We start from the raw sequence: 13,974 nt of genomic DNA, 5'->3' as shown, positions 1-13,974 counted from the left end.
ACAACCCCACACCCTCGAACACCACCGCCACCGCACCCGGCGACGCCACCACCCGAGCCTCGAACAACCCCACAACCGAAACCGAACCCAAACCCAAACCCGCAGCCGAACCCGAAGCCGAAGCCGAACCCGAAGACGAACCCGAAGACGAAGCCGAAGCCGAAGCCGGGACCAGCTCCACAGCCGTTTCGTTCCACCCCACCAACACCCGAGACCGCTCATCACCGGTGAGCACATCCACCGCCGAGAGCCGGACACCCGGGTCGTCGGCCACCGCGCGCAGCACACGCGCCAGTCGGTCCGAGACCGCCGCAACCGATGCCGCGTCGAACAGATCGGCGGCGCCGGTCAGACCCCCCGACAGGCCGGCCGGGCGACCGCGCTCGTCCACGATCTCCGCGAGGCTCAACTCCAGGTCGAACTTGGATGCCGGCTTCATCCCCGAGACCGTCTCGACGTCCAGACCGTCGAACTCCAATCCGGCCCGACCGGCGTTCTGAAGCGTCAACATGACCTGGAACAGCGGGTGCCGCGCCAACGACCGCGCCGGCGCCAACTCCTCCACCAACCGCTCGAACGGCACATCCTGATTCCCGAACGCCGCCAGTCCCGTCTCACGAACCCGCCTCAACACCTCACGGAAGGCCGGATCGCCGGACAGGTCGGTGCGCAACACGAGCGTGTTGACGAAGCACCCGACCAGCTCGTCCAGCCCTTCGTCCGTCCTCCCCGCCACGGCCGACCCGATCGGGATGTCCGTACCGGCACCCAACCGCGACAACAACACCGCCAACGCCGCCTGAAGGACCATGAACACGGTCACGCCCTCGGAACGCGCCAACTCGACCAAGCGGCCGTGCAGTTCGGCCGGTATCTCGATCGGGGCGCTGTGGCCGGCGTGGGTCGCCACGGCCGGGCGCGGGCGGTCGACGGGCAGTTCGAGTTCTTCCGGAACCCCCGCGAGCGCATCCCGCCAGAACCTCACCTGCCGCGCCAGAACGCTGTCCGGATCGTCGGCACCGCCGAGCAACTCCCGCTGCCACAGCGCGTAGTCGGTGTACTGGACCGGCAACGGTGCCGCCCACGCGGGCGCCCGTCCCGCGCGCCGGTCCGCGTAGGCCCGCGCGATGTCCCGGCCCAGGGGCCCCCAGGACCAGCCGTCTCCCGCGATGTGGTGGAGCACCACCACCAGGACGTGTTCCCGGGCGTTCGCGGACAGCAGCCACACCCGGATCGGCGGCTCGGTCGCCAGGTCGAAGGTGCGTGTCGCGATCCGGGCCACCTCGGCCGCCATGTCGTCCGCCGCGACGTCGACCAACGTCGGCTGCCACCCGGTCTCGTCCGGATCCAGGATGTCCTGGTACGGCTCGCCGTCCACGACGGTGAACACGGTGCGCAGCACCTCGTGCCGGGCGATCACGTCGCGCAGCGCCGCGCTCAGGGCCGTACGGTCCAGGTCGCCCGTCAGGCGGGCGGCCACCGGGATGTTGTAGGTCGGGTCGGGACCATCCAACTGCGATAGGAACCAGAGGCGTTGCTGTGCGTAGGAGAGCGGGATGCGCTCCGGGCGGGTCCGGGCGGCCAGGGCCGTCCGGGCGGGATCGGCGTCGGCGAGCGCGGTGGCGAGGCCCGCCGGGGTCGGTGTCTCGAACAGGGCCCGGACCTCGAGTTCCACGCCCAGTGCGGAGCGGGCCCGGGAGATGAGTCGGGTCGCCAGGAGCGAGTGGCCGCCCAGTTCGAAGAAGTTGTCGTCCACGCCCACCGCGTCCAGGCCGAGGATGTCGGCGAAGACGCCGCACAGGATTTCCTCCTGTGGGTTGGCGGGCCCGCGTCCGGTCGATGCGGCGGTGCCGGGTTCCGGCGTCGGCAGCGCGTCTCGGTCGAGCTTGCCGTTGCCGGTGAGGGGCAGCGCGTCCAGGACGACCAGGGCCGAGGGAAGCATCTGCTCGGGCAGCCGTCGGGCCAGGAACGCCCGTACCGCGTCGACCGGTTCCTCGTCGTCGCGGTTCGGGTCGGGGACGAGGACGAGGACGAGGTAGGCGATCAGGCGGGGGCCGCCCGGCGCGTCCTCGCGGGCGATCACCGCGGCCTGGGCGACCAGGGGGTGGGTGAGGATGGCGGCCCGGATCTCGGCGGGTTCGATCCGGAAGCCTCTGATCTTGACCTGGTCGTCGACCCGACCGGCGAAGGCGAGTCGTCCGTCCGGGGTCCAACGGGCTCGGTCGCCGGTGCGGTACATGCGCTCGCCGGTGCCGAACGGGCAGGCCACGAAGCGCTCGCCGGTCAGTCCGGGGCGGTTCGTGTAGCCGCGCGCGAGGCCGGCGCCGGCGATGTGGAGTTCGCCGGTCACCCCGATCGGCACCGGGTTCAGGGCCTCGTCGAGGACGTAGGCCCGGGTGTTGCCGATGGGGGTGCCGATCGGGACCACGCCGTGCTCGACCGTCGCGGCGGTCAACCGGGTGGTGGTGACGCCGATGGTGGTCTCGGTCGGCCCGTAGTGGTTGAACACGGCGCGGTCGCCGGCCGCGTGCAGCAGCTCGCGTACCCACGGCGCCGGGGCCGCCTCACCGCCCAGGATCAGGGTGCGGGCGGGCAATACGGAGGCGGGGCCGCCGCGTTCGGCGAGCGCGGCCAGGTGGGAGGGTACGGCCTTGACGTGGTCGATCCGGTGCTCGGCCAGGTAGTCGGTCACGGCTTCGGGGTCGAGCACGGTGTCGGCGTCGAGGATGTGCAGGTGGCCGCCGCTGACCAGGGAGGTGAACACGGTCGTGTTGCCCAGGTCGGTGACCTGGGACTGCAGCAGCGCGTAGCGGGCTCCCGGTGTGCCCAGGCCGATGCGCGCGGGCACCGAGGTCACGTAGTTGGCCAGCGCGCCGTGGGTGACCGCGACGCCCTTGGGTGTACCGGTCGACCCGGACGTGTAGATCACGTAGGCCAGTCCGGCGGGATCGAGCACCGGATCCGGTACGGGGTCCGCCGTGCCCGGCCCGGTGGGCAGGTCGTCCATCGAGACCATGCGCACCTTGCCGGCCGGGAGGTCGTCCAGGACCTCTTCGGTGGCGATCAGCAGCACGGCCCGGCTGTCCGTGAGCAGGAAGGCGATCCGGTCCACCGGTTGGCGGGCGTCGATCGGGACGTACGCGGCACCGGCCTGCCATACGCCCAGGATCGCCGAGGTCATCGCGAGGCCCTGGGGCAGGCACAGGCCCACCACGGATTCCGGTCCGACACCGGATTCGAGCAGGTACCGGGCCACCAGGTCGGCGTGCTCGCGCAGTTCGGCGTACGAGGTGCGCGTTCCGCCGCAGGTCACCGCCGGGGCGTCGGGGGTCCGTGCGGCCCGGGCGCGGAAGAGCTGCGCGATGGTGTGCCGCGGAACGTGGAGCGTGGTGTCGTTCCACTCGGCCAGCACGCGGGTCCGCTCGGCCCGGTCGAGCAGGCTCACCCGGCCGGCCCGGATGTCGGGATTCTCGGTCACCGCGCGCAGCACCCGGACCCAGCGTCGCGCGATGGTACGGGCCGAATCCGCGTCGAACAGGTCCACGGCGGCGGTCACCGAGCCGGTGAGTCCCGCGGGTTCGGCCCGCTTGTCGAAGGTCTCGGTCACCATGACGTCGAGGTCGAATTTCACCCCGGGGCGTTCTTCCGGTAGCAACTCAACGGTGACGCCGGGTAGTTCCAGCACCGTTTCGACGTCTTCCTGCATCGTCAGCACGACCTGGAAGAGTGGGTGCCGGGCCGTGGACCGGGTGGGGGCGAGTTCTTCGACGAGTCGCTCGAAGGGCACGTCCTGGTGGGCGAAGGCGCCCAGGGTGGTGCGTCGGACCCGGGCCAGCAGTTCGGTGAACTCGGGGTCGCCGGTGAGGTCGGTCCGCACGACGACCGTGTTGACGAAGCAGCCGATTAGGGGATCAAGCGCCTCATCGGTACGGCCGGCCACCGCCGAGCCGATCGGGATGTCCGTACCGGCGCCCAGGCGGGACAGCAGCAGGGCCAGGGCCGCCTGGAGCACCATGTAGACGGTCACCCCCTCGGCCCGGGCCAGTTCCACCAACGCGCGGTGCAGGTCCGCGGGCACGTCGAGCGGGACGCTGTGTCCGAGATGGCCGGCGACGGCGGGCCGGGTTCGGTCGGCGGGGAGGGCCAACTCCTCGGGAGCACCTGCCAGGGCCGTGCGCCAGTGGTCGATCTGGGCTCGGATCGGGCTGTCCGGATCGTCTTCCGCGCCGAGGAACTCCCGCTGCCACAGGGCGTAGTCCGCGTACTGGACCGGCAACGGCGCCCAGTCCGGGGCGCGACCCGCCCGCCGGGCCGCGTAGGCGGTCGAGATGTCGCGGCCGAGCGGTCCCATCGACCAGCCGTCGGCGGCGATGTGGTGCACCACCACGACCAGCACGTACTCGCCGGATCCGGGGGCGGGATCGGAACCGCTCCGGGCCTCGCCTCCGGCCTCGGCGGCGCGGTCGTCGTCACCGCCCGCGAACAACCAGGCCCGGAAGGGAGGTTCCACCGCGAGGTCGAACGCGTGCGTCGCCGCGCGCTGTACGGCCGAGGGAAGTTCGTCCTCCGGGAGGTGGATCGTCGACAGGCTCCACCCCGCCTCGTTCGTCGGCAGGATGCGCTGGTACGGGCGGCCGTCCTCGGCCGGGAGCACCGTGCGCAGCACCTCGTGCCGCTCCAGCACATCGCGCAGCGCGGCGGACAGGGCCGCCGGGTCCAGGTCGCCGGACAACCGCAGGATGATCGGCGCGTTGTAGGTGGTGCCGCGTCCTTCCAACTGGGCCAGGAACCACAGTCGTTGTTGTGCGAAGGACAGCGGGATCCGGTCGGGACGGGTCTGCGCGGCGAGCACGGGCCGGTTGCGGGTCGAGCCGGTGATCGCGCCGGACAGGTGTGCGGCGAGACCGGCGGGGGTGGGGGTGCGGAACAGCTCGCGCATCTCCAGGTCGACGCCCAGCAGTGCGCGGACGCGGGAGATCAGTCGGGCGGCGAGGAGCGAGTGGCCGCCGAGTTCGAAGAAGTTGGCGTCCGGTCCCACCGACGGCAGATCCAGGACGTCGGCGAAGATCCCGCGGAGGATGTCCTCTTCCGGGGTGGTCGGCCTGTCGACGGCCGTGTGCCATCGCGGGTCGGGCAGCGCGTTGCGATCGATCTTGCCGCTGACGGTCAGCGGGAACGCGGGCAGCGGCACGATGGCCGAGGGCACCATGTACTCCGGCAACCGCTGGGCCAGGAACCGGCGCAGCGCCTCGGCCGTGGCACCGTCGCCCCACACGTCGAGGTCGGCGACCGTGCCCGCGACGGCGCCGCCGGCCTCGCCCGGGGCCTCCGGGCCGACCACGTAGCCCAGCAGCCGCCGGTCGCCGGAATCGCTCTCCCGGGCGATCACCACGGCCTGGCCGACGAGTGGGTGGGTCCGCAGTGCCGCCTCGATCTCGGCCGGTTCGATCCGGAAGCCTCTGATCTTGATCTGCTCGTCGACCCGCCCGGCGAAGGCGAGTTGCCCGTCGGGGGTGCGGCGCACCCGGTCTCCGGTGCGGTACATCCGCCCGCCGGCCCCGAACGGGTCGGCGACGAAGCGTTCGGCGGTCGGCCCCGGGCGGCCCAGGTAGCCCCGGGCCAGGCTCGGGCCGGCGACGTAGAGCTCGCCGGTGACCCCGATCGGGACCGGGGCGAGGCAGTGGTCGAGGACGTACACCCGGGAGTTGGTGATCGGCGTGCCGATGTCGGGGTCGGTGTCCGGGCGCAGCGGCCGGGACATGGTCGCGCAGACGGTGGTCTCGGTCGGCCCGTAGGCGTTGATCATGCGTCGGCCGGGTGCCCATCGGCTCGCCTGCTCGCGGCCGAGGGCCTCGCCGGCGGAGACCAGGGTGCGCAGACGGGTCAGGTCTCGGGGGTCGAGGAGGGGGAGCACCGCCGGTGGCAGCGTGGCGTGGGTGACCCGGTGTCGGGTGATCACGTCGGCGAGGCCGCTGCCCGGGAGCAGTTCCTTGGCCGGGGCCACCACCAGGGCCGCCCCGGTGCACAGTGCCATCACGATTTCCCAGGTCGCGGCGTCGAATCCGATCGAGGCGAATTGCAGGATCCGGCTGTCCGGGGTGACGTCGAGCCGGTCGACCTGGGCGGTGACCAGGGAGGCGATGCCGGCGTGGGTCAGGGCCACGCCCTTGGGTCGTCCGGTGGAGCCCGAGGTGTAGATCACGTAGGCCAGGTCGGCGAGCCGGGCGCGGGCGGGGATCGGGTCGGCGGGTCGGGCGTCGATCGCGGCGCGGACCGAGGGGTCGTCCAGGGCGACGGTGAGCAGGCCGCGTACGGGGAGGTCGTCGAGGAGGTCGTCCGAGCCGAGCAGGACCGAGGCGCGGCTGTCGGTGAGCATGTACGCGAGGCGTTCCAGTGGTTGGCGCGGGTCGACGGGCAGGTAGGCGGCGCCCGCCTTGAGCACGGCGGTCAGCGCGACGATCAGCTCGACGCCTCGGTCCAGGACCACCGCGACCACCGATTCGCGGCCCACCCCCAGCGCGGTCAGGTGGGCCGCCAGGCGGTTCGCGCGGGCGTCGAGTTCGGCGTAGTCGATCCGGTCGGTGTCGGAGAGCACGGCGGGGGCGTGCGGTGCGTGTTCGACCCGGGCGCGGAACATGTCGGCGGCGGTCAGTGCCGGTACCGCGGTGGTGGTGTCGTTGCCGCGGGTGGTGAGCGTGTGCCGCTCGTCCGGGTCGAGCAGGTCGATCCGGCCGATCGGGTCGGCGGGGTCGGCGGCGGCGATGCTGCGCAGCACGCGCAGGAAGCGCGTGGCGAGGTCGCCGGCCGTCTCGGGGTCGTGCAGGTCGAGGTTGACGTCGACGTCGATGTCGAGGCCGGTGTCGGCGGATCGGTCGTAGACGTTGAGCTGGCGGTCGACGATCGGGCCGTGCGAGAGGTTGCGGACGGTGGCGGGGCAGTCGCCGAAGCGCATCGAGTAGTCGAAGCTCATCACGTTCACGACCAGGCCGCACAGCGCCGCGCCGTCGACGCTGTTCAGGTCGCGGAGCATGTCCTCGTAGCGGTAGCGCTGGTGGCGCAGGCCGGAGAGCACGGCGGTGGAGGTTTGCGCGACGAGTTCGCCGACGGTGGTTCGCGGGTCCAGCCGCAGGGGCAGCGGCATCACATTGGAGGTCATGCCGGGGATGGCGAGTGCGCGGCGCCCGGTTCGGCCCAGCACGGGGATGCCCAGGATCACGTCGCGGGCGCCGGTGCTGCGGTGTTGGTGCGCGGCGGCGGCGGCGATGACCAGTCCGGGGAGGTTGGTGCGCAGCCGGGCCGCGGCGGCCTTGAGTCGGGTGGTGTCGCGCGGGTCGACCGCGTCGCTGTGCCGGGTCTGCGCGCTGGGCAGGCTGCGCGCGTAGCGGGTGTCGGGGGCCGAGGTCTCGGCGGGGCCGGAGAGCGTGTCGTGCCAGTATCGCCGGTCGCGCTCGAAGTGTGCCGAGGCGCGGTAGGCGCGGTCGGCGTCGATGAGCACCGAGACCGATTCCAGGGGCGGTTCGTCGGGGGTGCGGCCGGCCAGCAGCGCGGTGTAGACGCGGGCGACCCGGTCGGCGATCAGCGATCCCGCGTGGCCGTCCATCACCAGGTGGTGGGCGCGCTGATACCACAACACCCGGCCGGGCGCCAGGGTGAGCACGACGGAGGTGAACAGGCGGTCGGTGCACGGGTCGAGCCTGCGGGCCAGGTCGCGGCGCATCCAGTTGTCGGCCGCGGCTCGCGGGTCGGCCTCGGCGCCGACGTCGACCACGCGCACGGGGTGCTCGTCCGCCGGGTCCGGGTATTGGCGGGGTGCGCCGTCGACGGTGCGAAAGCGGAGCCGGTGGGTCTCGGCCTGGTCGAGCACGCGGTGTACGGCGCTCACGAACAGGTCCACGTCCACGTCGCCGTGGATCTCCAGGTATTCGCCGACGTTGTAGACCGTGTGCTCCGGTGCCACCTGGTGCGCGTACCACACGCCCAGTTGACCGGCCGTCAGTTCCCAAAGCCCAGGCGCGGTTGCGGCCATTCGCTCTCCCCCAGGTGATGTCGGCGGCCGCGACCGGGAGAAGGTCGGTACTTCTCCATGGAGATCCGTGCGGACCGGCCGAGACGAGTGTGGTCCGCGGCGTGTGCCGATTCGGGAATCCGTCGTCGGTTTCACCCGTGCGTCGACGGAATTCTCGGCCGGATCCGACTCGACCGGATTTGCTGCCGCCCTTCCGGTCGAGGGCGTCCGGCCTTGCCTGGGCGGCTTTTTTCGGGATTCTCTTCGCTTCCGGCCGTCATCCTCATCAGCGTGCTCGGGGGATGTCAACCGGTCGATCGCAGTTGGGCGTTCGGCGGATTCGGCGCCGCTCGTTCAACTGCGGCGGCGCCACGGTTGAACACCCGCGGGCCCCGCTCGCGGGTGTCGTCCCAGGTGGTCGCGTTGAGCCCGGTGGCCTGCCGATGACATGGTGAATCGCGGCGAGTTCGCGGCGAGCCGGTCGCCTCGGCGCCCGCTACGGTCGGGGCGCGTACGCTCGGGCCGGCGTGGCCCGGGGGCGGCATCCCGTTCCCGACGGCGAATGGAACTCATCGACCATGCCTTACCTGCACGCCAATGGCATCCGGCTTTCCTACGAGCGCTCGGGTCGCGGGGAAAGTGTTCTTCTCATCATGGGTTCGGGCGCCGCGGGCCGGGTCTGGACCCTGCATCAGACACCCGCGCTGCATCGGGCGGGATTCGAGACGGTCGTCTTCGACAATCGGGGAATCGCGCCCTCGGATGTGCCGCCGGGGAAATACTCGCTCCAGGACATGGTGGCCGATACCAAGGGTCTGATCGACGCGTTGGATCTGGCTCCGTGTCGCCTGGTCGGACTTTCCCTGGGTGCCTTGATCGCACAGGAACTCGCGGTACACCACCCGGAGTCGGTGCACAGTGCGGTGCTCATCGCCACGCGGGCCCGTTCGGACGCCGTCCGGCGCGCGCAGACCCTCGCGGAACGGGCGGTGGAGCGGGACGGTGTACGCCTGCCGCCCGCCTATCGCGCGTTGAACACGGCGATCCAGATGTTGTCGCCGACCACGTTGAACGACGACGCCTCGGCCGCGCCGTGGCTGGAGATCTTCGAGCTGTCCGGCGACGCGGACTCCACCGGTGGCCAGGCCTGGGTGGACCTGGACGTGGATCGGCGTGCGGAGTTGGGCAGGATCACCGTGCCGTGTCGGGTGGTGGCGTTCGCCGACGACCTGATCTCTCCCGTGCATCTGGCCGCCGAGGTGGCCGACGCCATCCCGGACTGCGACCTCGTCACGATCCCCGACGCGGGCCACCTGGGCCACCTGGAACGTCCCGAGGAGGTCAACTCGGTGATCGTCGAGTTCCTCGAAAAGTACTGAGAGGAAGTTCCGTGAGCATGATGGCCGCCCCGGGCATGGGGCCGACGCTGCGCCTGGACGATTCGATCACCCGGCAGCGGGTCTCGCCGGGCACGGTCCGGCGCGTGCTCCCGTACGCGGGCCGCCACCGCCACTGGGTGGTGCTGGCGCTGGTGGCGACGATCGTGGACGCGGTCATCATGGCCGCGAGTCCGTTGATGTTGAAGACGGTCATCGACGACGGCATCCGGCCGGGCGACTTCTCCGTCGTGGTGTGGTTGTCCGTGGCCATCGCGGTGTTGGCCGTGGTGGACGCGGGGGCGATCTACTGCCAGGCGTGGTTCTCCGGGCGGGTCGGCGAGGGGTTGGTCTACGAGCTGCGCACCGAGGTGTTCACGCACGTGCAGCGGCAGCCGTTGGCGTTCTTCACCCGCACCCAGACCGGGTCCCTGGTCAGCCGGCTGAACACCGACATCATCGGTGCGCAGCAGGCGGTGACGACGTTGTTGACGCAGGCGGTGTCCACGTTCCTGACGGTGGGTCTGGTGCTGGCCGCGATGTTCTATCTCTCGTGGCAGATCACCCTGGCCGCGCTGGTGCTGATCCCGATCTTCCTGGTGCCCGCGCGGTACTTCGGTCGGGCGATGCAACGACTGGCCCGGGAGGAGATGCAACTCGACGCCGAGATGGGCTCGATGATGAACGAGCGCTTCAACGTCTCGGGTGCGATGCTGGTCAAGCTGTACGGGCGCCCGGGGGAGGAGTCCGACGCGTTCGCGCGGCGGGCGGCCCGGGTGCGCGACATCGCGGTGGTCTCGAACGTGTACGCGCGGCTGTTCTTCATCCTGGCGACGTTGTTGACCGCGCTGACCACCGCGCTGGTCTACGGGTTCGGCGGGCGGCTGGCCATCGACGGCACCCTGGAGATCGGCGCGCTGGTGGCGATGGTCGCGCTGTTGTTGCGGTTGTACGGGCCGATCAATCAACTCTCCAGCATCCAGGCGAGTTTCATGACCGCGCTGGTGAGCTTCGATCGGGTCTTCGAGGTGTTGGACCTGCAACCGCTGATCGTGGAGGACCCGCAGGCGCACGACCTGCCCGCGGCGAGCGACGACGGCACGTCGGGCCTGGATCTGGAGTTCGACGACGTGTGGTTTCGCTATCCCCGCGCCGAGGAGGTGTCGCTGGCCTCGTTGGAGAGCACCGGGGCGCGGGTGCGGGAGACGGCGCAGGACGACTGGACGTTGCGGGAGTTGAGCTTCACCGTGCCGCAGGGCGGGATGACCGCGCTGGTCGGCTCCTCGGGCGCGGGCAAGACCACGATCACCAATCTGGTGCCGCGGCTGTACGACCCGGTTCGCGGCGCGGTCCGGGTGGGCGGGCACGACCTGCGCGAGCTGACGTTGACCTCGCTGCGGGACACGATCGGCGTGGTCACCCAGGACGCGCACCTGTTCCACGACACGATCCGGGCGAATCTGATGTACGCCCGCCCGGAGGCGACCGAGGCCGAGGTGGTCGCCGCGTGCGAGGCCGCCCGGATCCAGGAGGTGATCGACGCGCTGCCCGAGGGCCTGGACACCGTGGTCGGCGACCGCGGCCACCGGCTCTCCGGCGGTGAGAAGCAACGGGTGGCGCTGGCCCGGCTGTTGCTCAAGTCGCCGCCGATCGTGGTGCTGGACGAGGCGACCGCGCACCTGGATTCGGAGTCCGAGGCGGCGATTCAGCAGGCGTTGGAGACCGCGCTCAAGGGCCGGACCTCGCTGGTGATCGCGCACCGCCTGTCCACGATCCGCGACGCCGACCAGATCCTGGTGGTGGACGCGGGTCGGATCGTGGAACGCGGCACGCACCACGGCCTGTTGGCGGCCGGCGGCATCTACGCCGACCTGTACCGCACGCAGTTCGCCCAGCGCAAGGACGTCCCGGACCCGGACCTGCTCCCGGAGACCGCCGCGCCGGGACCGGCCTGACCGCAACGCCCCTCTCCCCCCTCCCATCGGCCCGGTCCGCCCGGGAACGGCCGGGGTGCGCCGCGACATCGCGGCGCACCCCGGCCGTTTCGTCGTTTCACCGGTGGGCGATCGTGTTCGAATCCGTGTGCGCCACGCCACACGCAGTAGACTAAAGTGCTAGCATCCTAGTTAAAGCGGAGTGACCATGATCGACTTCCATTTGGACACCCGCTCCGGTGTATCCCCGTACCTGCAGTTGGTCCATCAGGTCCGACAGGCCCTGCGCCTGGGCATGTTGTCGGTCGACGACCAGCTGCCGACGGTCAAGGAGGTCGTCTCCAAGCTCGCGATCAACCCCAACACCGTGCTCAAGGCCTATCGCGAGCTCGAACACGAGGGCCTGGTCTCGCCCAGGCCGGGCGTGGGCACCTTCGTCACCCGCACGCTCACCGACGGCTCGCTGGCGGCACACGAGAGCCTGCGCGAGGAGTTGCGGGGCTGGCTGGACCGGGCCCAGGCAGCGGGCCTGACCACGGACAGCATCGAGGCTCTGCTCATGACCACCTTCCGGACCACGCTGCGGTCCACCGAAGCAGCCCATACGGAAAACGTGCGAACACCAGAAAGGTGAGGCAATGACTCCGGTTCTGGAAACCGAGGGACTCGGCAAGCGCTACGGCCGGCACGACGCCCTGGCCGACTGCACGCTGAGCGTGCCCTCCGGGCGCATCATCGGCCTGGTCGGCCCCAACGGGGCCGGCAAATCGACGCTGCTGGGTCTGACCTGCGGCCTGATCGCCCCGACCGCCGGCACCATCAGCGTGCTCGGCAGCCGACCCGCCGCGAGCGCCGACCAGTTAGCCCGGGTCGGTTTCGTCGCGCAGGACACCCCGGTGTACCCGGGCCTGACGATCGCCGACCACCTGCGCATGGGGGCGCGGCTGAACCCGCGCTGGGATCGGCGGTTGGCCGAGGAACGGATCCGCCAACTCGGCCTGGACCCGGCGCAGAAGGCCGGCCGCCTCTCCGGCGGCCAGCGCGCCCAACTCGCGCTCACCATCGCCGCGGCCAAACGCCCCGAGCTGCTGATCTTCGACGAACCGGTGGCCGCCCTCGACCCGCTCGCGCGCCGCGCGTTCCTCCAGAACCTGATGGAGGTCGTGGTCGAGATCGACGTGAGCATCATCCTCTCCTCGCACCTGCTCTCCGACCTGGAGCGGGTCAGCGACTACCTGATCGTGCTCGCCGCCGGACGCGTGCAACTCGCCGGCGAGGTGGACGAACTGCTGGCCAGCCACTACCGCTTGACCGGGGCACGCGGTGACCTCGACGCGCTGCCCTCGGCGATCAACGTGGTCACCGCCGAACACACCGCGCGGCAGAGCACGTTGGTGGTGCGAACCTCCGGCACGGTGCCGCACCATGTCAGTGCCGCCGAGCATGTGGACCTGGAGGACATGGTCCTGGCCTACATGACCCAGGCCGCCGACAGCGCCGCGGGGCTGCCCACGCCGCGTACCCGGATCCAGACCTCGGAGGCCCCGCGATGATCTGGCTCACCTGGCGACAATTCCGCACCCAGGCCCTGATCGCGCTCGGCGCGCTGGCCGTGCTGGCGATCTACCTGGTCTTCCTCGGCCTGTCCATCCGCGACGACTACGACGCGCACATCGTCGGCTGCCAGGCGCTGAACACCTGCGCCACCGCGAAGGACGCCTTCGAATCCGACTACAAGGCGCAACTGACCCTCGTCGGCGCCCTGCTCATCGTCGTCCCGGCCATCCTGGGCACCTTCTGGGGCGCGCCGCTGGTCACCCGCGAACTCGAGAGCGGCACCCACCGACTCGTCTGGAACCAGAGCGTGACCCGCGCGCGCTGGCTCGCGGTCAAGCTCGCCGTGATCACCGTCGCCGCGCTGGTCCTCACCGGAGTCTTCTCCGCCCTGCTGACCTGGGCGGCCCGCCCCTTCGACCGGCTCCAGGGCACCCGGTTCACCCCGCTCGTCTTCGACGCGCGCAACCTCGTGCCGCTGGGCTACGCCGTCTTCGCGTTCGTCCTGGGCACCACCATCGGCCTGCTGATCCGACGCACGCTGCCGGCCATGGCCGTCACGCTGGTGCTCTTCGCGCTCGTGCAGGTGGTGATGCCGTACGTGCGGCCGCACATGCTCCCGGCCAAGGAGGCGGCGGTCGCGGTGAACGGCACCACGCTGCCCCGGGTGAGCAGCTTCATCCTGGACGGCGACGCCGGCGGACCGGACGAACGGGTCTCCACCGGCGCGACGCTGCGCATCGAGGACTACCGCATGCCGGGCGCGTGGGTGCTGACCGGATCCACCAAGATCCGCACCGCCGACGGCAAGCCCGCCACCACCGGTCCCGAGGTGCAGAGCTGCCTGGAGCCCGCGAAGTCCGGGTTGGCCGAGTCCGGCGAGTGCCTGGCCGCGCAGAACCTGCACTTCGACGTGAAGTACCAGCCCGCCGGCCGGTACTGGACCTTCCAGTGGGCCGAGACCGCGATCTTCCTCGGCGGCGCGCTGCTGCTCGCGGGCTTCGCGCTCTGGCGCATCCCCCGCAGCCTCACCTGAGCCGGTGGCCCGTGGCCGGTCCCACCGGACCGGTCGCCGGCCGCGGCAACTCCCCCGCACGCCCGATCG

The 13,974-nt window shown here is 71.1% G+C and carries 6 protein-coding genes; 5 read left to right on the top strand and 1 reads right to left on the bottom strand.

Annotated elements, in window-relative coordinates; genetic code table 11:
- Window positions 1-8,026, bottom strand: an 8,026-nt coding sequence (locus ACWCPW_RS40165; RefSeq protein WP_449766547.1) for an amino acid adenylation domain-containing protein, incomplete at its 3' end; no start/stop codon positions are given.
- 557 nt (window positions 8,027-8,583) lie between these two features.
- Between ACWCPW_RS40165 and ACWCPW_RS40160 the strand changes: the two genes are divergently transcribed.
- The 5 genes from ACWCPW_RS40160 to ACWCPW_RS40140 all read left to right on the top strand — a co-directional run bounded on the left by ACWCPW_RS40160 (window position 8,584) and on the right by ACWCPW_RS40140 (window position 13,905).
- Window positions 8,584-9,384 (top strand): alpha/beta fold hydrolase, encoded by an 801-nt coding sequence (locus tag ACWCPW_RS40160; protein WP_449766546.1) that lies wholly within the window; start codon window positions 8,584-8,586, stop codon window positions 9,382-9,384.
- 17 nt (window positions 9,385-9,401) lie between these two features.
- On the top strand, window positions 9,402-11,336 hold the full coding sequence (locus tag ACWCPW_RS40155) for an ABC transporter ATP-binding protein (protein WP_449766552.1): 1,935 nt from the start codon (window positions 9,402-9,404) through the stop codon (window positions 11,334-11,336).
- A 187-nt stretch (window positions 11,337-11,523) separates the two neighbouring features.
- A complete protein-coding gene (locus ACWCPW_RS40150; protein WP_449766545.1) occupies window positions 11,524-11,949 on the top strand; it encodes a GntR family transcriptional regulator in 426 nt (141 codons plus the stop codon).
- Window positions 11,950-11,953: 4 nt separating this feature from the next.
- On the top strand, window positions 11,954-12,868 hold the full coding sequence (locus tag ACWCPW_RS40145; protein WP_449766544.1) for an ABC transporter ATP-binding protein: 915 nt from the start codon (window positions 11,954-11,956) through the stop codon (window positions 12,866-12,868).
- The gene (locus ACWCPW_RS40140; protein WP_449766543.1) at window positions 12,865-13,905 is read left to right on the top strand and encodes a hypothetical protein; all 1,041 of its coding nucleotides are present in this window, start codon (window positions 12,865-12,867) and stop codon (window positions 13,903-13,905) included. Before ACWCPW_RS40145 ends, ACWCPW_RS40140 begins: the two co-directional genes overlap by 4 nt.
- Window positions 13,906-13,974: the final 69 nt, after the last annotated feature.

The sequence above is a fragment of the Embleya sp. NPDC001921 genome, assembly GCF_053594475.1.
The sequence above is the reverse complement of the archived record's forward strand: the minus strand, read 5'-3'. Positions and strand labels throughout refer to the sequence as shown.

Bases quoted from the DNA above. Each gene is read 5' to 3' on its own strand.
- ACWCPW_RS40155 (WP_449766552.1), top strand. From the start codon at position 9,402: ATGATGGCCGCCCCGGGCATGGGGCCGACGCTGCGCCTGGACGATTCG.
- ACWCPW_RS40145 (WP_449766544.1), top strand. From the start codon at position 11,954: ATGACTCCGGTTCTGGAAACCGAGGGACTCGGCAAGCGCTACGGCCGG.
- ACWCPW_RS40160 (WP_449766546.1), top strand. From the start codon at position 8,584: ATGCCTTACCTGCACGCCAATGGCATCCGGCTTTCCTACGAGCGCTCG.
- ACWCPW_RS40150 (WP_449766545.1), top strand. From the start codon at position 11,524: ATGATCGACTTCCATTTGGACACCCGCTCCGGTGTATCCCCGTACCTG.
- ACWCPW_RS40140 (WP_449766543.1), top strand. From the start codon at position 12,865: ATGATCTGGCTCACCTGGCGACAATTCCGCACCCAGGCCCTGATCGCG.